At 35.0% G+C, this 22,524-nt stretch carries 14 protein-coding genes, 1 tRNA gene and 2 pseudogenes; 7 read left to right on the top strand and 10 right to left on the bottom strand.

The genetic code is table 11. The features are described 5' to 3' along the window. Positions 1 to 17: 17 nt before the first annotated feature. The 4 genes from HMPREF9018_RS08765 to HMPREF9018_RS08750 all read left to right on the top strand — a co-directional run bounded on the left by HMPREF9018_RS08765 (position 18) and on the right by HMPREF9018_RS08750 (position 7,822). Positions 18 to 1,745, top strand: coding sequence for a BACON domain-containing protein (locus HMPREF9018_RS08765; RefSeq protein ID WP_008450602.1), 1,728 nt, complete (start codon positions 18 to 20; stop codon positions 1,743 to 1,745). Positions 1,746 to 1,757: 12 nt separating this feature from the next. Then, positions 1,758 to 4,613 (top strand): S8 family serine peptidase, encoded by a 2,856-nt coding sequence (locus HMPREF9018_RS08760; protein ID WP_008450604.1) that lies wholly within the window; start codon positions 1,758 to 1,760, stop codon positions 4,611 to 4,613. A gap of 14 nt (positions 4,614 to 4,627) precedes the next feature. Next, complete coding sequence (locus HMPREF9018_RS08755) at positions 4,628 to 5,575, top strand: PorV/PorQ family protein (protein ID WP_008450618.1); 948 nt, start codon at positions 4,628 to 4,630, stop codon at positions 5,573 to 5,575. A 252-nt stretch (positions 5,576 to 5,827) separates the two neighbouring features. After that, the gene (locus HMPREF9018_RS08750) at positions 5,828 to 7,822 is read left to right on the top strand and encodes a ComEA family DNA-binding protein (RefSeq protein ID WP_008450648.1); all 1,995 of its coding nucleotides are present in this window, start codon (positions 5,828 to 5,830) and stop codon (positions 7,820 to 7,822) included. 33 nt (positions 7,823 to 7,855) lie between these two features. On the opposite strand, the gene HMPREF9018_RS08745 is transcribed toward HMPREF9018_RS08750, so the two are convergent. The 4 genes and pseudogenes from HMPREF9018_RS08745 to HMPREF9018_RS08730 all read right to left on the bottom strand — a co-directional run bounded on the left by HMPREF9018_RS08745 (position 7,856) and on the right by HMPREF9018_RS08730 (position 13,085). Beyond that, positions 7,856 to 9,148, bottom strand: a complete 1,293-nt coding sequence (locus HMPREF9018_RS08745) for an L-cysteine desulfidase family protein (protein ID WP_008450635.1) — start codon at positions 9,146 to 9,148, stop codon at positions 7,856 to 7,858. Positions 9,149 to 9,301: 153 nt separating this feature from the next. Further along, positions 9,302 to 10,471, bottom strand: a complete 1,170-nt coding sequence (locus HMPREF9018_RS08740; RefSeq protein WP_008450626.1) for a M20 aminoacylase family protein — start codon at positions 10,469 to 10,471, stop codon at positions 9,302 to 9,304. Between the two features lie 296 nt (positions 10,472 to 10,767). Continuing rightward, positions 10,768 to 11,826: pseudogene (gene ftcD, locus HMPREF9018_RS08735) on the bottom strand (glutamate formimidoyltransferase); the annotation flags it as partial. Positions 11,827 to 12,227: 401 nt separating this feature from the next. Beyond that, positions 12,228 to 13,085: an enoyl-ACP reductase FabI gene (locus tag HMPREF9018_RS08730; RefSeq protein WP_008450614.1), complete on the bottom strand. Its 858-nt coding sequence runs from the start codon at positions 13,083 to 13,085 to the stop codon at positions 12,228 to 12,230. Between the two features lie 172 nt (positions 13,086 to 13,257). Between HMPREF9018_RS08730 and HMPREF9018_RS08725 the strand changes: the two genes are divergently transcribed. Beyond that, positions 13,258 to 13,328, top strand: a tRNA-Gln gene (locus tag HMPREF9018_RS08725). A 264-nt stretch (positions 13,329 to 13,592) separates the two neighbouring features. Here HMPREF9018_RS08725 and HMPREF9018_RS08720 read toward each other — a convergent pair. The 6 genes from HMPREF9018_RS08720 to folP form a co-directional block, all read right to left on the bottom strand. Continuing rightward, positions 13,593 to 14,360: a UDP-2,3-diacylglucosamine diphosphatase gene (locus tag HMPREF9018_RS08720; protein ID WP_008450605.1), complete on the bottom strand. Its 768-nt coding sequence runs from the start codon at positions 14,358 to 14,360 to the stop codon at positions 13,593 to 13,595. Between the two features lie 72 nt (positions 14,361 to 14,432). Continuing rightward, on the bottom strand, positions 14,433 to 14,753 hold the full coding sequence (locus HMPREF9018_RS08715; RefSeq protein WP_008450631.1) for a metal-sulfur cluster assembly factor: 321 nt from the start codon (positions 14,751 to 14,753) through the stop codon (positions 14,433 to 14,435). Positions 14,754 to 14,867: 114 nt separating this feature from the next. Further along, a complete protein-coding gene (locus HMPREF9018_RS08710) occupies positions 14,868 to 16,076 on the bottom strand; it encodes an acetate/propionate family kinase (RefSeq protein WP_008450649.1) in 1,209 nt (402 codons plus the stop codon). A gap of 61 nt (positions 16,077 to 16,137) precedes the next feature. Then, positions 16,138 to 17,187 carry a phosphate acetyltransferase gene (pta, locus tag HMPREF9018_RS08705; protein ID WP_008450607.1) on the bottom strand — a complete coding sequence of 350 codons (1,050 nt, stop codon included), beginning with the start codon at positions 17,185 to 17,187 and terminating at the stop codon, positions 16,138 to 16,140. Positions 17,188 to 17,269: 82 nt separating this feature from the next. Continuing rightward, positions 17,270 to 18,034, bottom strand: coding sequence for a diadenylate cyclase CdaA (gene cdaA, locus HMPREF9018_RS08700; protein WP_008450645.1), 765 nt, complete (start codon positions 18,032 to 18,034; stop codon positions 17,270 to 17,272). Between the two features lie 6 nt (positions 18,035 to 18,040). Then, entirely contained in the window at positions 18,041 to 18,853 is an 813-nt protein-coding gene (folP, locus tag HMPREF9018_RS08695; protein WP_008450621.1) for a dihydropteroate synthase, read from the bottom strand. A 288-nt stretch (positions 18,854 to 19,141) separates the two neighbouring features. On the opposite strand from folP, the gene HMPREF9018_RS08690 reads away from it, so the two are divergent. Next, positions 19,142 to 20,044, top strand: coding sequence for a hypothetical protein (locus HMPREF9018_RS08690; protein ID WP_198506731.1), 903 nt, complete (start codon positions 19,142 to 19,144; stop codon positions 20,042 to 20,044). A gap of 349 nt (positions 20,045 to 20,393) precedes the next feature. Then, positions 20,394 to 21,945 (top strand): annotated as a pseudogene (locus HMPREF9018_RS10775) (tyrosine-type recombinase/integrase). Positions 21,946 to 22,524: the final 579 nt, after the last annotated feature.

Genomic DNA, 22,524 nt, shown 5'->3' with positions numbered 1-22,524 from the left:
CTATAAAGTTATAACTTATGCATAATAGTCATATAAAAACATTTATTTTTTTACTACAGATAGTATTTATGGCAACAGCATGCCAAAAAGATATTACCTTAGGAAATACAGATAACTTGTTAAGTCAACAATTACAAGCAGTAACACTAAACAAGCAGGAGACAACAAAAACTATCGACCTAAGTATGCTCGGTGATAATTGGCAAATACAAGATAACACAAGTGCTTGGCTCACTGCTACTAAAAAAGAAGGAACTCTTCTATACTTACATACTAAAGAGAACAATAACGCCAACGAGCGTTATGCACAAGTGATATTATCTACCTCGTATGGTAAGCAAATAGTATCTATAACGCAGTTTGGCAGCGACCCTATAATAAAAGTAGCCGAGTGTAATGGAACTATAATATATAACCACGAATCTCATAAAGACATAGAGCTAAATATTATTTCAAACTCAGAAGAATGGAGTGTAGAACAAATAGAACCAGAGAACAACTCATGGCTAACATTTAGCGCAAAGCAAAAAGAAAAAAAACTCTTACTTAACATCTTACCCATTGAACGCAATAGCAAATGGGCTCAAACAAGCAGAAGCAGTAGATTGTTTTTAACAAATGGAAATAGCCATTATCAACTTATTATTACTCAAAATGGATATGTTCAGTTCCAGTTTCCTGTGTGGGACTTTAACAACTTTGATATTAACAAAATCACTGATTTAGAAAACAAACGTAATAACCAACGAGATAAAGCATTTGAGAAAGACTTTTTATTACCATTTAAACAAGATGTGGAAAAGGCTTATTATGCTTTTCACTCATCAGGTGAACAAGCTCCATATATATTTTATCAACCTACCAATAGTAGAAATGGTATATTTTGCGCATGGCTGAAAGCTCCTAAAGAAAAACTCTTCCAAAAGGAATCATACGACTCTTGGCTAAAACAAAATGGGTTTAAATTAGGTAACAAACAAATGTTTGACACAGAAACAGAATATTATAGTGAAGATATAAATAAGACTCGATTAGTACATGTATACAATTCTATAGATAATTATAAAATGCATGGAGGTATTTACAGAAGTGCATGTATGAAATATATCGAATCGCCTAATAGTCTTACTTTAAATACAAACGGAAAAGTAGAAAGCCTGCCAGTTTTCCCATCAGCTTATCTACACAATAAAGCTTTTAAATTAGAACAGGTCATAGAATATGAACGCAAAAGAGGTATGAAACCCGACTTTAATAACAACTTTAACACCGAAAAAGTTACTGCTACCACACAAGATCCTCTTTGCAAATACTCAAGACTGCTTTTCGTTCCAAATAACGAAAGTAATGAAAGAGGAGCACTAGCCTACGTTATATACTTTTTTAATTGGCAAGGTGTTACCGCAGAAGATATTGATGCAGGATTAGTAGCTAATCGCGATCTAAGCGGAACTGTTGGATCATGTCAAGTATTTTATAAAGGTAACGATATTTTTTATACCGTTGAGGAACAAGGAACGCCAGGCGTTTACACATGGAACGATTACTCTATACCTTTTAGTACACGTAATGCTTTTCAAAATAAAGGATATAACGTAGTAAGAGAGGCTGATGGCGGATTTGTATCCTTCTACAGAGGCGATGAAGATCTTATAGATATGCGACCACAAGAAACACGTACAGTTGTAATCTATTACAAGAGTAAACACTATGTAGACCTTGTTAAGAAGAAGTTTAACTATTAAAAAGAGTAAATAATGAAAGTGATTAAAAACATATATTCTTTAGTAGTTGGTATTATCTTATTATCAACGGTAATGTTTGGCTGTTCTGATAATACATTAACAGAACCTACAAACACAAATACCACAACCTCTCAAGATGACATCTCATTACCTTGGGAACCAGGAATGGCTTATATAAAACTAAAAACAAGTATAACGCCTACAACACGAGCTGTAACAAGCCATATTACACGAGCTGCTATATTTAATAAGCAAAATGTAAAAGTGGAACAAGTGTTTAATATGCACAACGAATATGCCAACTTAAAACATAAAAGGGGATTAGATAGATGGTTCATCGTGAAATTTGATAAACATGCCGATGTAAATAAAGTTATTAAAGAATTAAAGAATGATCCTGCTATAGATATTGCTCAAGGCAGTATAAAAATAGCACCTGTGCAAACATCGTTTACTCCTTTTACACGCGCATCTATAAGACAAGACCAGTTACAAGCAGCTAACAATGGTACTGGGAGCTTAAACTTTACAGATCCATACCTTAAATATCAATGGCATTATACTACTACCAATGATGTATATATGACATTTAAGCCTGGTGCAGACATAAACTTGTTTCCGGCATGGCAAAAAGAAACCGGAAATGAACATGTAATTGTTGCAGTGATGGACTCTGGTATAGACTTTTCACATGAAGACTTACAAGGTGCAGCATGGGAAGGAAAAGATCCTACTACTGGAGAAACAATACATGGACGCAACTTTTGGGCTGATGAAACAGGTAACGGGAGAGCTAATGATATAATACCCGGAGCACATGGCACTCATGTTGCAGGTACTATTGCTGCACGCAACAATAATAATATAGGTGTATGTGGTATTGCTGGTGGCAATGGTGATAAAAACTCAGGTGTAAGACTAATGAGCTGTGAAATATATGGACATGATGGCACTAAAGAAACAGCAAGCACAGCATCTATTGTAAAGGCTTTTGAATTTGCTGCTGAGCATGGTGCATCTATCATGAACTGTTCTTGGGGGTATGCTTTCGATCGTTCTAAATATCTTAACAACGAAAACTTTCAAAGCATCTTTAAAAATCAATTTCAACTTTTAAAAGATGGTATAGATTATTTCACCGATATAGCAGGATGTGATGGTAATGGAAATAAAAAACCTAATGCTTATATGAAAGGGGGATTAATCTTCTTTGCTTCTGGAAACGATGCACAATACGACATAGACATGATACCAGCATCATATAAACGTGTAATAGCTGTAGGTGCTATAAATAGTCAAGGTATACCTACAGACTACATGAACAAAGGTACATGGGTAGATATTTTAGCTCCCGGAGGCACTACTGAAACAGGAGAAGTAAACAAAGGTGTACTAAGCACAGTGCCAAAAAATTATGTCTATGGTAAAACAGGTCCATATCCTAATACCGACTTTACTTTACCAGATAATAATCTATATGCCTTTGCACAAGGCACATCTATGGCTACACCACATGTTACAGGTATTGCCGCCTTAGTAATATCAAAATTCGGTAAACAAAACAATAATTTTACCAACGAAGATCTACGTAAACGCATATTAGGTGCAGTAAAACCTCAAAGCCCTTATGCTATAAAGAGTGACCAAAACTTAGCAGGTAAAATGGGAATAGGATTTGTAGACGCCAACTTAGCTTTAGCTGATGCAGAAACAGAAAAACCTGCAGCACCTGTAATTTCCGTTACCGACTATTCGACAGATGCTATAAAAGGTTATTACGATGCCACTATAACATGGAACGTAACTTCTGACAACGATGCTCCAAACGAGCAACACACAGCTTTTGCTTACGACATAGAACTATACAAAAAAGATGATATGTCTAAACCTGTACAAACGCTCACGCGTTACTCATACGATTCGCAGGTGAATGATAATATGGAACAAACTTTTTTAAATCTCGAAACTAACACTCGATATGTAGTAAAGATGACGGCACGTGATAGATCTAACAATCGTTCTAAGACTGCTACAACAGAATTTAAAACACGTTTAAACCATGCACCTATATTTACTACACATCTGCCACAGGCTTTGAGTTTGCTCAATACTAAGCCTTATTATCATGAGATATTTACCATTAAAGATGAGGATAATCACAGCTGGACTTACACTACTACAGAATTACCACAAGGAGTAGAACTAAAACGTATAGGTGATAAATTTGACTTACTTATTAAAATAGGAAAAGTAGGTAAATACGAGTTCTCTGTAACACTAACCGATCAGCTTGGTGGAAAACATACAGAGAAGTTTGCCTATGAAGTTGTTGAACAAAAAGCACCTCAGATAACAACAACATTAAGCGATATTTCCTTATTTAAAAGTGATAAGCCTACAATAATAAACCTTAATAACGTTTTTGCTACTAATGATATTGCACATTTACGATATCATGCCATATCAAGTAATAAGCAAATAGCAGATGTTGCCATACAAGGACATAATATTATAATTACACCTGTTTCTTATGGTATAGCAACCATTAAGCTTACTGCTACCAATGGAAGTAAAGAAAGCTCTGTTAGCTTTAATGTTCGTGTAACAAATGATAATGCACCTGATGTTCATGCAATATACCCTATACCTGCGCATAGCTATATTAAGGCACTTATGAGGAGTAATGTTAATGATGTTGAAGTTATTGTTACTATGCTTAACGGAAGAAAAGTTATAGAGACAAAGCTAATCCCAAATGATATTACACACGAAATAACTCTTGGTATTGACAGGTTAGCTCCTGGCACTTATTATTTGCTATTGAAGACAAAGCGAGTAACAAGCAAACACACTTTTATTAAAAAATAAGATACTACAAAACTATGAATAAAATAAAGAGCATACTACTAATAATTGCCATAAGCATAACCTATAAAGGTATGGCTCAGAGCAGGATTTTACCAGTATTAGAAGGTACTACCAGTGTAAAAAGCTCAGCTATGGGTGGAGTAACAATGGGAAATACCAACGAAATGTATATTTATGACAACCCTGCTGCAATGTCATTTAATAAAAAAACATTTGATATAAATGCCTGCATTACAGCACAAGAGAAAACCGATGCAGGACGTTTGATGCAATATAACTTAGGAGGAGGTTATAGATTTAATAGCGGTACGGCTATCATGGCAGGCGTGCGTTATCTTGGTGGCTTACATGTAAACAGCGTTAAAACTATTAATGAACCTCAAACTTTCCATCCATATGATGCTGCAATAGACCTTGGATGTTCGTTTCTGGTTACACCAAAAATAGCTGCATTTACTACTTTTAGTTATATTAAAAGCGAAGCTGCTACTAAAACTACAGCTTTATCTCTATCAGTAGGTGCTGCATACCAAAACATATTTAATTTAACTGCATCATTACCCACATGCTTAACTTTTGGCGTACGACTATTAGATTTTGGTAAACCGGTAAAATATAATAATACTGGTACCCCACAATCTCTACCTACATCAATAATTATTGGAGGAGATTGGAAATTTAATCTAAGTAAGCAGCATACCTTAACCTATGCCTTATCTTGTAGATATTTTATCCCAAAAGATGCTACTGAGAAACTATTATCTACTGGTGTGGAATATATCTATAAAAATAGTCTTTCGGCTTGTATAGGATATCAATATAGCAATAAGGGCAATAAAGCAATTACCTTTGGTGCAGGTGTACAACTGCTTAAAGATATAAACCTTCGTGCAGCATACCACCACGCTATGACATACTACGATGTGGATTACCTCTCTTTAGGAATTGGGTATAACATGTAACCAAACTGTTAGCTTATAAAAACTTGTAAAAGGTGGCGCAATAGACCTTTGGTATACTGAAAAAATATCCAGATGTCTATTACGCCTTTTTTATACAAATAGATAGTTAGAATGAATATATCTTCTTTTGTTCCGAATGGTAATATCCTATAAAATAAAACACTTAATATAGATATTATCTTTTTAAAATAATTCTTGTATATTTTATAAAATTATACGACATTTGCAATAATTAAACCTAAGCTATTTTTCATGAAATATATTGCCTTAACGTTTTTATTATGTTTTATAAGTGCTCTTTCTTTGGCACAAAGTAACAAAAGCTGGGAACAATATATTTATGAACTTTCATCTATAGAAGATGAAAGTAGTTATACTAATGAAGAAACATTAGAGCTTTTAGCTGATCTCGCAGAACATCCTATCAATCTAAATATAGCTACTCGGGAGGATTTAGAGCGTTTCCCTTTCCTAAGCGAACAACAAATAGAGGATATTTTAGCATATATTTATCAATATCATGGTATGGAAACACTGGGAGAATTAACAATGATAGAATCGTTAGATGATATTCGGCGAAAGTTACTTAGTTTTTTTGTTTATGTAAAACAAATAGAGAAAAAGAATTTCCCATCTATAAAAAACATTTTAAAATATGGAAAACATGATGTTATGTTTACTTATAAAATACCATTTTACGAGCGTAAGGGCGATAAAAACGGATATTTAGGTTATAAGTATCAGCATTCTTTTCGTTACACATTCCATCTATCCGACTATATAAAGGCAGGATTAATAGGAGCACAAGATGCAGGAGAACCTTTCTTGGCTAACAAGAATAGTGCAGGGTATGATCATTATAGCTTTTATGTTTTAATAAAAAAACTTGGCATATTAAAAACACTTTCTATAGGAAGATACAAAATCTCGATAGGTCAAGGACTAATAATAAATTCCTCATTTAGTCTTGGCAAACTTACTATGATGCAAACCTTAGGTAGACAGTCTACCATTATTAGTGCACATTCTTCACGTTCGGCATATAACTACTTGCAAGGAGCTGCTGCCACAGTAGCTATTAGCAAACACATAGACCTCACAGGGTTCATATCTTACCGCAATATAGACGCAACACTTAATAAGAAAGGAGGAGGTATACAAACTATTCTAAAAACGGGATATCACAGGACAAAAAACGAAATGATGAAAAAAAATAATGCTGCACAATTAGCTACGGGAATGACTACACGTTGGAATAGTGGTGGCTTTCATATCGGCGCGTCAGTACTATTTACTTGTTTTGATAAACCTTTACAACAAAACAAAAATGAAAGTTACAAAAAATATGCTCCTCAAGATAATAACTTTTGGAACATAGGTATAGATTATGGCTATCTTACACCCCACTGGAATTTGCAAGGAGAAACAGCCACTAATAATATCGGAGCCATAGCTACCATGAATATGCTTTCGTGGAAAGCTGCCTATAACCTTACCATTATTGGTGTACAACGTCTTTATGGACATAAATACTACTCTTTGTTTAGTAAAGGTTTTAGCGAAGGAGGTCATATACAAAACGAAAGCGGTATACTTTTAGGAGTTAATTACAACCCTATACGCGGACTGTCTTTACAGGCATACACTGATATAATACAGTTCCCGTATCCTAAATATAGAGTTCATATAGGTAGTAAGGCTTGGGATAATTTTATTTCTGCCATATACACATATAAAAATATTATTCTATCAGCACGCTACAGATATAAGATAACAGAAAAAGACGGAGTTAATAAAAAAGGATTAATTAAAGATATTACTCAAAGAGGACGATTAGCTTTGAGCTATATTAATAATAAATGGAATTGTAAAACGCAAACAGATATAGTTTTAAACAATTATAAAGAGTATAGCTTGGGATATATGATAAGTGAAAATATTAGTTATACACCACTACAAAAACTATCTATTACAACCACATTAGGATATTTTAATACCGACAGCTATGCATCTCGAATATATATATACGAGCGGTCTCCGCTATACACCTTTAGCTTTCCTTCATTTTATGGGCAAGGGATTCGTAGCTCATGCTTTGCACGTTTGTCTACAGGAAAACATTTTGTAGGAATAGTACGTATATCTAATACTAAATATTTTAATCGTGATCATATTGGCAATAGCTACCAAAAGATAAACTCTTCTGTTATAACAGATGTAGATTTACAGATAAGATGGAAATTTTAAAATAACATGAAAAGCAAAAAAAAGTAAGTTTCACTAACAATTACTCTTACTTGTCATTATCTTTAAAATCATATCATCGGTAAGGCACATTGCTTCTTTTCCTATAGATGTTAAGTTGCTAATAGTTTTATCAACGTCCTCTTCTATAATACCTTCTGCCGCAGAAACACACTTTCCTTCTATTGAAAGCATGGCAGAAAGCACTGCTGTAGAAACACCTGAAGATATTTTAAGCGCACAGCTTGGCTTAGCACCATCACAGATAATACCCGTAAGATTAGCTATCATGTTTTTTACCGATCTACAAATACTATCATAATCACCTCCCATTAAATAAGTAATACCACAACTTGAACCTATACTTGAAACAACGCAACCACAAAGGGCAGATAATCTGCCTAAACTTTGCTTAATATAGATAACTGTAAGATGACTTAAAGTTAAAGCGCGAATTAGCTCTTCTTTAGTGTTTTCGTTCTCTTTAGCAAACACTACTACCGGATTAGTAGCACAAATGCCCTGATTACCAGACCCACTATTACTCATTACAGGTATTAAAGCCCCACCCATACGAGCATCACATGCTGATGCTGTCTTAGATATTATATGCGAAAAGATAGAATTTCCAAAGATACCACGACCTAAAGGGCGTTCCATCAATTTACCTAAACAATGCCCATAATTTTCCTTTAAAGCGGCTTGAGCTGCACGCATATTATAACGTTTAGCCTCATGTATAAATTCAATCTCTGATATTGGTGAGGTGATAGCAAAATCGTATACCATGCGAAGATTTAGCTTTATGCCATTATCTTCCACTTCTTCGCTTTCCTCGTTACGTCTATCTAATAACACATTATTATCTATACTCTCATATACAAAATTGGTGTGCGACTTAGTAATTATAGACGTTGCACATCTATCACCTGCTTTACACCTCACTTCTATATAGAGCTTATCAGAAATATTCTCTTTCAGCTTAATATCTATATCATGTTTAGCTATGTAACGCTTACCTTCTTCTAAACTTTCTGAAGTAAGATCTTTTATAACTTCTAACTTATATTCAGATTTTCCTATAAGTGCACCCAAAGCAATAGCTATGGGTAAACCTATCATTCCTGTACCAGGAATGCCCACTCCCATAGCATTTTTAAGCATATTGGGGGATAAGTACACCAAGATAGATTCTGGACAACAACCTAAAAGCTCTGCACTACGAGCAGCACTAAGCGCTACTGCCATAGGCTCTGTACACCCAATAGCAGGTACCACCTGCTCTTTAATGAGCTTGATAATCTGTAATCTAATGTTTTTGTTTAGCATTGAATTTGTCGATAAAGATACTATTGCAAAGGTAAATAAAAATAAGGAACAGAGCAATTCTGTTCCTTATTTTAGATATAAATTATTCTTTATGAAAAAAAAACGAGTAATTGATAAAATATTTTCTTCCTCTATTTCTTTTAACACTAAGTATTACCTTAAATACTCCTCACATAAAGCTACCCACAGAGAAGCACCTATAGGAAGTATATCTTGATCGAATATATACTTTGGATTATGTACCATAGGAGTTTCACCATTACCTATCATAATATAGCTTCCCGGTCTTTCTTGCAGCATAAAAGCAAAATCTTCACTGCTCATAAACGGCTTGCATGGATACACTACATTTTCTTTTCCAAAATATTTACGAGCCACTTCAGCTGCAAAGGCAGTTTCCTCATGCGAATTGAATAATACTGCTCCGGGCTGACCTTCTTTTATCTCATACTTACAGCCAAAACTTTCTGCTTGTGCTGCTGTTATCTCACGAATACGCTTTAACACCAGTTTTCTACCATCTGCCTGCATATTACGCATAGATAGCTTTAAAACAGCTTCATCAGGAATAACATTTCCTGCATTTCCTGCCTGAAATGACCCTATTGTAACCACACCGTTATGCCACGGTGATAGGTTACGCGACACTATTGTTTGTAATGCCATTACTAAAGAAGCTCCAGCTACAACAGGGTCGACACTCAATTCAGGCATTGAGCCATGCCCCCCACGCCCCATAAGACGTATTTCCCAATTGTCTACAGCCGACATTGTCTCACCATCATGAAAATGTAACATTCCCTTAGGTAACCCTGGTATGTTATGTATAGCATATATTCGGTCAGCATCAAACTTCTTAAAAAGTCCGTCATCTATCATTGAAGGACCACCTTGCATAGTTTCTTCTGCTGGTTGGAAATAAAAATAAACAGTCCCATTGAAATTTTTAGTTTCCGATAGATATTTAGCAGCACCAAGCGCCATAGTGCTATGCCCATCATGACCACATAGATGAGAGATACCATCATGCCTACTCTTATAAGGTAAATCGTTTATTTCTTGTATAGGAAGAGCGTCCATATCTGCTCTAATACCTATCTTTTTTTTACCTTCCCCATTGCTAAGCACTCCAACGACACCTTCTATACCATTTTTACCAATATGCTCATATACCTCATAGCCCATATCTTTTAAAAGTTTAGCTATGTATTTACCTGTATTTACCTCTTGTGTAGAAAGCTCAGGGTCTCGATGCATAGCTTCCATCCACTGCTTCATTTGTGGCAACATATCTGCCAACTCTTTTATAGGTTTTACACTCATTTTACTCATTGTCTATATATATTACTATGTTTTATAAAATGTATCTTAAGTTGCAACATGAGCTAACAACACAATACAACACTCTTTTGCAACGTAAGAAAAGAATATATACAAAGGTACCTAATTAATTGCATTATAATAAAAAAAAGAAGAGAGAAAAATAACCTCCCTTCTTTTTCCAAAACTAATACTTATCATCTTATCATTTTTATAAGATACATTTACATTATTAGTAAATACCTATATGTTTTCATACTTTTATAACGTTTTTTTTAGTTAGTTTTTTTAGGAACTTATAAAAGATATTCTATAATTCTATCATGTGGATTAAATTGTTTTATATCGTTTAACCCCATCGTTTTAATAGCTACTTGTATAATCTCATCTTCCGAAACATCATTATAGCAGTTTTGTTTCTCAAGAAAATATCTACCTGCATCTATCAATGTTTGTTTAGGTATTAGTCCGATAATCTCTGTGCCGGTTACGCTAATACCACGCTTTTGTGCACAACGACACACTTCTTCAAAGGCTATATGAAGAGGAGTAACATTAATATCGGTGATATTCATTGATACTTGTGCTATGCCATATTCGTCAATATACCAACCGATAGCCTTTGTTGCTTTCAATGTTCCCGGTATCATAATATTCTTACCATTAACATCTTTCATTATCTTGCCCACTAACGAGCCTCCTACACGTAGTGGTCTGCCCTTCTCTCGCACATCAAAAGCTATCTCGTTAGCATAAGGTATGGAAGTAGTGTTTAAATTAAAGTTTGTTGCTATAAGAAAATTGCGTGCACCAACAGCTGTGCAGCCTGTACGTGCCATAGCCTCGTCCCAAGGGCGTGCGCCAAAATCGGGAAACTCCTTTGGTATCATCATTCGCTCTTTCAATCCTTCATATTCACCCTTTCTACATACTGCAAGGTTTCTTCTTTCTGGTATCTTTGCTGCAGCTTCATAGCAATAACAAGGCACTTTCAGCTCTGTAGCTATACGTTCGGCTAATGTACATGCCAACGATGCACATTCTTCTAAAGTGATTCCTGATATAGGGATTAAAGGACATACATCTGTAACACCAATGCGAGGATGTGCACCATGCTGCTGGCGCATATCTATAAGCTGAGATGATTTTTGTACACAACAAAAAGCTGCTTCTACAACATCTTCAGGACTACCTACAAAAGTCATTACCGTACGATTAGCAGCTTTCCCAGAATCTATATTAAGGAGCTTTATTCCTTTTACTTTTTCTATCTCTGTAGCTATCTCTTTTATTATTTCCTCATCACGACCTTCACTGATATTAGGTACACACTCTACTATTCTTTTTGCTTGTGCCATCTTATATATGTTATTGTTTTTATTTTTAGATTTATTTTTAGTATATTATCAAGTTTACTTTATATAGATATGACATATTACATAAACCAACACAAATTTACATATAATTCTCTTTAACAGGCTCTATTATTATGTTTAAAAAGGTAATAACTTTATTTTTTTCATACTTTATATATACTTCTTATCGTTAATATATAGCAACAAAAAAAAGGCTGATTGCTTATCAGCCTTTTTTTAATATGTTTTATAAGTTTTTATCTGTTCCTCAAATGTTTAAATGCTTATATCTACAAATAAAATCTATACTGTTTTGTTATTAACTTTTATGCATAGATAAGTATAAACCACTTGCACTTTATTTTATATAAGCATAACTTTTTAAGGACATAAACTTACTTTTATTATCCATAAATAATTTTTCCATCTTTATCCATAAACTCTTCAAGACCTTTCTCATAAGTCGTCATAGCCCTAAGACTCATACCTACATTAGAGAAACCTCCATCATGAAAGAGATTCTGCATAGTAACCTTACGTGTAAGATCAGAAAACATAACAATACAATAGTCGGCACATTCTGCGGCTGAAGCATTTCCTAAAGGAGACATACGGTCAGCAAAGTCAAACAAGCGATCCATACCTTTTACGCCAGAGCCTGCAGTAGTCATTGTTGGACTTTGAGAAATAGTATTAATACGTACATTATGCTCACGACCATAAATATATCCAAAGCTACGTGCTATACTTTCTAATAAAGCCTTAGCATCTGCCATATCATTATAACCGAAGAAAGTACGCTGTGCTGCTACATACGATAACGCTACAATAGAGCCTCCATCAGCTATGGCATTAAGCTTTTTAGCACTTTGTATCATTTTATGAAAAGATAAAGCCGATATGTCAAGCGTAGTATTAAGCATTGTATAATCGAGGTCGTCATACGTGCGATGCTTACGAACGTTTGGAGACATACCTATAGAGTGTAAAACAAAGTCTACCTGACCGCCTAATATTTCCATAGAACGCTTAAATACATTCTCTAAATCTTCTACATTTGTAGCATCGGCAGGTATTACCTCACAATGAAGTTTTTTCGATAACTCGCTTACAGTGCCCATTCTTACAGCTACGGGGGTATTAGAAAGAGTTATTGTAGCACCTTCCTCAACAGCTCTCTCTGCTACTTTCCATGCGATAGAATTTTCATTAAGAGCTCCAAAAATTATTCCCTTTTTACCTTTTAATAAGTTATAACTCATAATATTTCATTTGATTAATGAGGCAAAAGTACTTAAAAAAAACAATATATATCTAAAAGTAACTATAAAAAGTAGATTATATACAAAAATCTTATCTACAAAAAGATAAAAGAAAATTTGTTGTTAAATATTTTGGAAAATAGCGAAAAAAAACATACCTTTGCAGCGCAATTGTCCTATGGTGTAATGGTAGCACTACAGTTTTTGGTTCTGTCAGTGGTGGTTCGAATCCGCCTGGGACAACAAAAAAGGCATAATAGTTATTTAACTATTATGCCTTTTTGTTGATTATAAACATATCTTTTTAATAAACAAGCACGAATATTTGAAGATAAAAATAAATTATTTTTTATATAAAAATAAATTAAAAATGCAATAAAAATAAATTATTTTTGGTGCGCAACGTTTAGCTTTTCCCTTTATAATGGTTATCTTTTCATGCCAAATATATAACTTGTTTTCATATAAAAAATAACAAGACTACTTTTTTTTTATAACAATTCTTGGTTAGCCAAGGTAAGTATCCCCTTCTACATATTGTTCTAAAAACAGATGTTCTCCATCAAAAACTGCATAAGAAAACTGCCAAATCCAGTCGCCAAGTATAAGCATACGAGCATTATGATTAAGCTTTAAATCGAGCATAATATGTCTATGACCATAAATAAAATAATCAATATCAGGATATTGCTCTATATACTCTTTAGAATAGCGCACTAAAAATTCTTTCTCCTCTCCTAAGAAAGACGCCTCTTTCCCATTGATACGCTTCATGCGGCTATGCTTTGCCCACTTTAACCCTAACTGAACTCCATACCAAGGATGAAAGAAATTGAGTAAACGCTGACAAAACCTATTATGAAAGACACTACGAAGTAACCTAAATTTAACATCCGGATCGCCTAAACCATCGCCATGAGCAAGGTAAAACACCTTATCATGAAGCTCTATGGTAACAGGCTTTCTATGAATAATTACCCCACACTCTTCTTCTAAATATCCATATGTCCAAATATCATGATTACCTATAAAAAAATGAACTTCTATTCCACTATCTGTAAGCTCTGAAATTTTACCAAGAAAACGTGTAAAACCTTTAGGAACAACATACCTATATTCGTCCCAAAAATCGAACATATCACCTAAAAGATAAATAGCCTCCGCCTTATCTTTTATACTATCTAAGAAACGTACCAAACGCCTTTCTTGTGTACGCTTATGCTCAACTGCCAACGAACCAAGGTGAGCATCTGAAAGAAAATAGATGTTCTTCATAAGTAACCTTTTGCGTATAACTTTATTATATAATATTGATAGTCATGATAATGCTTTTATATAAGACAACAGCTAATCAAATCCTAATTCCACCTTTGCTTCCTCTGACATCATACTTTGATCCCATGCCGGTTCGAAGACAAGATTAATATTAGCAGATTTTACTCCTTCTATGCTCTCTACTTTAGTACGCACGTCCTCAAAAATAAAGTCGGCAGCAGGACAAGAAGGTGAAGTAAAGGTCATATCCATATCAAGATTACCATCATCATCTATGTCAATCTTATAAATCATACCTAAATCATAGATATTAACAGGAATCTCTGGATCGTAAACAGTCTTAAGCACTTCTACTATCCGCTCTTGAATGGCTAATTTTTCTTCTTGAGTCATAATAAAATAACAAGTAATTATAACTATTAAAATATAAGGAACTATAGAGATATAAATAAGTTCAGTCGTTAACAGACTTTTCTAACAATACTCATATTCTATAGTTCCTAATAACTAATTTTTCTCTAAACTATTAACAACATCTCTTGTATCACGAGCAATAACTATCTCTTCGTCAGTAGGAACAAGTACTACTTTTACTTTTGAGTCGTCAGATGAAATTATTGTTTCTTTGCCACGAACGTTATTACGCTCTACATCTATCTTAACACCAAGGAACTCTAATCCTGAGCAAGATTCTAAACGAGTAGAAACCTGATTTTCACCAACACCTGCAGTCCACACTATAATATCTACACCACCCATAGCAGCAGCATACGCTCCGATATATTTCTTAATACGATAATTATACATTTGTAAAGCTAATGTAGCACGCTCATTGCCTTGCTCGTATGCATTTTCTATTTCACGCATATCCGAACTAATACCAGTAATACCTAATACTCCAGATTCTTTATTTAAAAGATCTGCCATTTCCTGTGGCTTTTTATCTAATTTTTCCATCAAATAAGTAACTACAGAAGCATCAATATCACCAGAACGAGACCCCATCATCAAACCTTCAAGTGGAGTTAGACCCATAGACGTATCAATAACCTTTCCTCCCTTAATAGCTGCAACAGATGCTCCATTACCTATATGACAAGTTATAATACGCTGTTTTTTTATATCCACTCCAAGCATATCACATACACGTTGTGATACATAACGATGACTAGTTCCATGAAAACCATAACGACGAACATGATATTTCTCATAATATTCATAAGGAATAGCATACATATAAGCATACTGTGGCATTGTACTATGAAATGCGTTATCAAAAACTGCTACTTGTGGTGTTTTAGGCATTAAGGCATTAACAGCACGAATACCTCGCAAATGACCAAGATTATGCACAGGGGCAAGATCTATCAACCCCTCAATGCCAGCTTCTACCTCCTTAGTTATTAAGCAACTCTTTTCAAACAAATCGCCACCCTGAACTACACGATGACCTACTGCATCTATATCGTCAAGGCTTTTAATAGAACCTATTTCCTTATCTAACAATAAATCGAAAACAAATTTTACACCTTCTTTATGATCGGGCATATCATGCATTATTTTCTTTTTACTGCCATCTTTTAACGTTACTTTTACAAAAGCCTCATCTAACCCTATGCGCTCTGCTCCACCTTGTGCCAAAACACTTTCGCTATCCATATTATATAGCTTATATTTGATGGAACTGCTTCCACAGTTTAATACTAATATATTCATTATTATTGTTTTTCTAATATAGTTTTTACTTATATTTTATATTTTCTTTTTTGTATATTTCTTACTCATTAGCCTTTGCGTTTTGAGCCTGACAAGCAGTAATAGCCACCATATAATAAATATCATCTACAGAACAACCACGCGAAAGATCGTTTACAGGACGAGCAATACCTTGAAGAATAGGACCTATAGCCTTAGCACCGCCTAAACGCTGAACAAGCTTATAACCTATATTACCTACTTCCAACGTAGGTACAACGAGGACATTAGCCTTACCTGCCACTTCTGACCCTTTGGCTTTAATAGATGCAACCTTTGGGTCGAGGGCAGCATCAGACTGCAATTCACCATCTACCTTAAGATTAGGATACTTTTCTTTAGCTATCTTTGTAGCCTCTACCACTTTATCAATAACATATACGCTCTTACCTGTTACCTTATCTATAGCATCTTTAGCAGACCCTTTAGTAGAATAACTTAACATAGCTACCTGCGGATCTTTAAATCCGGCAACGCTCTTTGCCGTTTCTGCAGATGCATAAGCTATCTGTGCAAGCTGGTCAGCAGTAGGATTAGGAGTTACTGCTACATCGCCCATTACTACTATACCATTCTCACCATAATGTTGCTCATGGGTTAGTACAAGCATCGCACCACTAACACAAGATATGCCTGGGGCACATTTTATTATTTGTAAAGCAGGGCGAAGCGTTTCACCCGTAGTAGATAAAGCTCCAGAAATCTGCCCATCAGCACCACCTGTCTTTATTATCATACAGCCTAAATACAGATTGTTTTTTGTAACAAGTTGGTGAGCTTGTTCTATGGTCATTCCCTTAGACTTTCGTAGCTCTACCAATTTCTCCGCAAGCTCTCCTGTATGAGGGTTGTTCTCTGGGTCTATAATAGTAGCCTTTCTAATATTATTTAACCCCCATTTTGTAGCAGCTTCCTGAATGTTAGCAGGATTGCCTATAAGAATAAGATTAGCTATATCATCAGCTAACACTTTATCTGCTGCTCTAAGTGTACGCTCCTCTTCAGCTTCGGGGAGCACGATACGCTGCTTATCAGCTTTAGCACGCGCAACGATTTGCTCTAATAAGTCCATATTATATATTTAAAAATCTTGTTTAATATCAGTATTTGCAATGCAAAGATAGCAATTATAAGTGAATAGCACAAGTAAGATATTACATTTCCTTTGTTAAAATACTTTCCAACTGCTCTGCAGATAATCGCAACTGAAACTCTCCATGCATAGCTACGCTTATACGTCCTGTTTCTTCTGAAACAATAATAGCCAAAGCATCAGAATCTTGTGATATACCCATAGCTGCACGATGTCTAAGCCCAAGCTCACGAGGAATATCTTGCTTATGACTTACAGGCAGAATGCAACCAGCTGCTTTTAATCTTTTATTCGAAATAATCACTGCTCCATCATGTAATGGAGAGTTCTTAAAAAATATATTTTCTATTAAGCGTTGGTTTATACGAGCATCTATAAAATCGCCTGTAGCTACTATATCATCAAGTATAACCCCTCGCTCTATAACAATTAAAGCTCCTATCTTAGCACGACTCATACTCATGCAAGCCATCACAATGGGCATTATTGTTTCTTTATCAGCTTCACTCTTCTTATCCCTACCAAAGAGTTTCATAATACTTTTTAATTTTCCATGAGCACCTAAGCTATAAAGAAAATGACGTATCTCTTCTTGAAAAAGGACGATTAAGCCAATCATACCTACAGAAACTAACTTGTCCAAAATACCACCCAACAAGTGCATTTCTAATACCTGACTAACTATAAGCCACACTATAACAAATACCATAATACCGATAAACACGTTTAATGAGCGTGTCTCCTTCATTAAACGGTAAATATAGTAAAGTATTAATGCAACTAATACTATATCGATAACGTCCTTTATACCAAATTCAAAAAACATATATTCTTACTTTCCTCTTAATCTGTTTACAATTTTTACAGCCTCAACAGCTTGTTTTACATCATGGACACGCAAGATATTAGCACCTTTTAATAGTGCAATGGTGTTTAATACTGTTGTTCCATTCAAACTCTCTTCAACCGTAATTCCAAGAAACTGATGAATCATTCTTTTCCTACTAATCCCCACAAGAATAGGAAGCTCCAATATTTGTATACGCTCCATTACACTCAATATCTCATAATTACCTGAAACTGGTGTTTTGCCAAACCCAAAGCCCGGATCAAGAATAATATCTTTTTGCCCTATAGAACGCAACTCTTCTACCTCGCGTGAGAAATTTATAAGAAGATCTTGTAAATTAGCAGCCACAGACATTAATATATAAGGAGTTTTTAGTTTAGCTACCGTCTTAAACATATCAGGATCTTTACCTTCTTCTACATCATTAATAATATCAACGCCAAACTCTTCAACACATCTTCTTGCTACAGACGCACGAAAAGTATCTATAGAAAGAACTGCATCAGGCTGTGCTCTTTTTACTATAGGTAAGGCAAAGGCAAGGCGAGCCATTTCCTCTTTTTCGCTTACGACCTCTCCTCCTGGACGTGTTGAGCAAGCACCTATATCTATAATTGATGCACCTTCACTTACTATTTGGTTTGCTCTATTATATATTTCTATTTCAGTCTGCTTACGGCTATCTGCAAAAAACGAGTCAGGTGTAACATTTAAAATACCCATTACCTGTGGATTACCTAAGTTTATCAACTTTCCACGTACATTTACACTATAGTCAATTGGTTCTGTAATCATATTTTTACATTTTGTCTTTATTACAAAGATAATGCAAATACTCCACAATATATGTCATATAGCATGAAAACTTATTAAAAAAAATATTTAAATGCTTTATATTATTCTTTGAAAATATAGAACTTCTTTGCTTTTAGAATGTTTTAACTTAAGGGTTTCGTTTTTTTTAATCATATCATTATAACTTTACATCGTTTTTTTTATCATATTAAACTTATGACTAAATATCTATTAATCCTTTCAAGTGTCTTGTTATTAACATACACTTTTAGTTCTTGTAGTAAGCCTATGCTCGAAGAAGGCGAAAATAGTACAGAAAAATCAATGCTTACAAAAAAAACAGTAACATTAAGTTTAGCTCAAGAAACATCTCCTATGAGAGGAGAACCTAATAATGTTCAGCTAAGCCCTGAAATTGTTTATGGCATAAACGTTTATGCTAAGAAAAGCAAAGACACAGAATATTCTAAATACGCTTATGGTCTTTTCACTGATCCTTCAAAAATTACACTTGAATTACCAGAAATAAATACTTATAAATTTGAATGTATCGCCATACAAGACTATGAGGATAAATTATTTCATGAAAACTTATTTTATGAAAAGCCTTTCCTTCATGGAGATCAAAAGCCAACAGAAGCTACTAACACCTTTATTTATTCTACATCTGAAAACCTTTGCGTATTAAAAGAAGGTTACATAAATATTATGAAGCAAAAAGAACCAACTAAGTTTCCTTGTATTTATAAATATTATGGTTTTATAGAAGATTACAAGCCTACATCAAATATTTTACCTGAAATATATTTAAAAAAACTTGTATATGGGTTACATTTTAAGATTAAACCTCCTAAAGAAGGAACTATAGAAATATCTTATAACAATAATGAAGAATATATAAAGATAAGTGCACAAGATACATTTTATGATCATTCTTATATCCAGCCATTTACTAATAAGTTAGATGAACTTTATTTAAACAAATTTAATGGAAAACTCATATTGGATCTAAAATGGACTAAAGCTGACGGAACTGTTTATCAAGACCAAAAGACTGTTGATATAATACGAAATACTATGCACAATATATCTATAGAAGTTTCTGGTCCAGACCCAAAACAATGTAAACTAAAATTAGATAATGATGAAATGAAACAGAAAGACATAGAATGGCATTTCAAAATAAAATAACAAAAAAAAATAAATCCCTAAGATAAAAAACTTAGGGAACTATCAGCGGAAAGGGTATTAGGTTATAGATGAGAGGTAAGTAAATGGAAATGAGAGGGATTTGCAGTATATCTCTATGATTTGCATAGGGTGTAAAAGTGCAGAAAGCGTGGATTTATGCAGAAGTTCCGTTACCAAATCGTTAGTCTATTCTCTGAATGATAACTAAGAGTAAGGAGAAGGTAACTGACAGAAGAGAGTTCGGTAACTCATCTTTTCTCTATTATGGTGCTTATGCTTTGTATTAAAATGTTTTGCATAGCTGAAAACGCTTCGGTAACGGTTAACTTTGCCCATAAAAAAGAAGTGTATGCAAACAGACAAATTCAAGGTGTTGCTCTACCTGAAAAAGAGCGGCTTGGACAAGTCGGGACAAGCTCCTATTATGGGACGGATAACCTATGGTAGAACAATGGCACAATTCAGTAGCAAGCTATCGTGCGACCCCAAGTTATGGAACGCTCGTGAGAGCAGGCTAAATGGTAAGAGCCGTGAGGCGGTGGCAACGAATGGCAAGTTGGAACACTTGCTACTCTCGGTACAATCTTCTTATCAAAACCTTTGCGACCGTGGTGTTACGTTTACAGCATCGGACATCAAGGAGCTGTTCCAAGGAAGTATGCAAACTCAAACCACATTTTTGGAACGATACGACCGAATGGTCAAGGAAATGGATCAAAAGGTGGGTGTTGAAATAAAGGCAACTACTCTGAACGGTTACTACACTACTCGAAAGCTCCTGCAAGCCTTTATTTGTGAGAAGTACCACACGACAGATATTCCATTCGGTCAAATTGAAGAAGATTTCTTAGAATGCTTGCAACATTACTCTGTCGGAAAGTTGGGACATTCGCAAGGTCATTATCGTAAGATGGCTTTGGCGGTGAAGAAAGTCTGCCGATTGGCATATCGTGAGGGCTTGACAGAGCGACAACTATTCGCTCACATAGAAATAGAACGAGGAGAGAACAAACAACCTCGTGCGTTGGACAGAGCTTCATTGGATAAGTTGCAAGCCTTGACTTTTGAACCGTATGAAATAGAGTTGGAAACAGCTCGTAATCTCTTTCTCTTTTCCTGCTTTACGGGCGTAGCCTATTGTGATATGGTTGCCCTTAATCGAGAACACCTTTTTACAGACGATGAGGGGGGCGTTGTGGCTGAAGTTCCGCAGACAAAAGACCGAGAACCTTTGTCGAGTAAAACTCTTGCCTGAAGCGGTGCACTTGATAGAGCGTTATCAATCTGACGAACGTGCCACACTCTTTGCCCCCATTGCTTATTCAGCTTACCTCATTCAGCTCAAAGCCCTGCAACTTCGAGCTGGAATCTCTATTCCCCTTTCGGCACACGTCGGAAGGCATACATTTGCTACTTTGATTACTTTGGAACGAGGTGTTCCCATCGAAACGAATAGCGAAGGGAAGCGGTATATCCGCAAAGCAAGACTGAAAACAGAAGTAGAGAGCCTGATACCATTGCATCCGATAGCGGAGCAGATTCTTTCACACTACACCAAGGAGAAACACAAAGGAGACTACAAGATATTCCCTGATACAATGAGCAAAGGTAAACTATCCACACACCTCAAAACCGTGGGCTTAGCGTGTGGCATTCGCACTCCGCTAACTTGGCATGTAGCAAGGCATAGCTTCGGTACGCTGACTTTGAAGGCAGGTATTCCAATGGAGAGCATCGCCAAGATGTTGGGACATTCGTCTATTGCCAGCACTCATATTTATGCGCAGGTAACAGACAAGAAAATTTCGGAATATATGGACAGACTGTTTGCAAAGCAATCGGCAAAGAAAAAAGAAAATGAAGAAAGAGAGGGGGAAACTTCCAGAGATTATAACAACTAATAAAATGGAAGAACGGCATGAGGTCTAAAAAATAAACCAAAGGCTTTGAATGAGATCAGTTGCAATATTTTAGTCGTTCTCAATAGAAAAGGAAACATCTTTATAACGGAGAGAGCTTACGAAGTTCTTCGGTAAAACGAGGAATAAAATAACCTCAACCACAGACTGCAAACGACAATAAAATCATCCTATTTGCCTCCTGATGAATACTTACAGGGGGAGGAGGATGTCATCATAAACGAGCGATTCAAAGGTTATGGTCTGCTCTATCCACTTCCAATCATGATTGCCCTATTCTTTCATAGCAAATTGCAATTTTCATTAAAATCACGACATTGCAAAAGGGATCACCCACGTTATTTAAACGTATTGGCTACTTCTTTTTTCTCTTGATAAATTTTGTAATATACTTAATTATAAGGACTCCAAAAATGAATCCACAAGCTATTTCAGCTGCATCTATAATATCCACAATTGTATTATTATATTGATGAACGTATACAGAAAAAATCTCACTGTACAAGAAAAGAAATGATATTGATTTAAAACATCACTTCTTTTCTTTTTATTCTTATTTTA

The sequence above is a fragment of the Prevotella amnii CRIS 21A-A genome (assembly GCF_000177355.1).
Classification (GTDB): domain Bacteria; phylum Bacteroidota; class Bacteroidia; order Bacteroidales; family Bacteroidaceae; genus Prevotella; species Prevotella amnii.
Note: the sequence above shows the minus strand (reverse complement) of the source record. Positions and strands in the feature narration are given on the sequence as shown.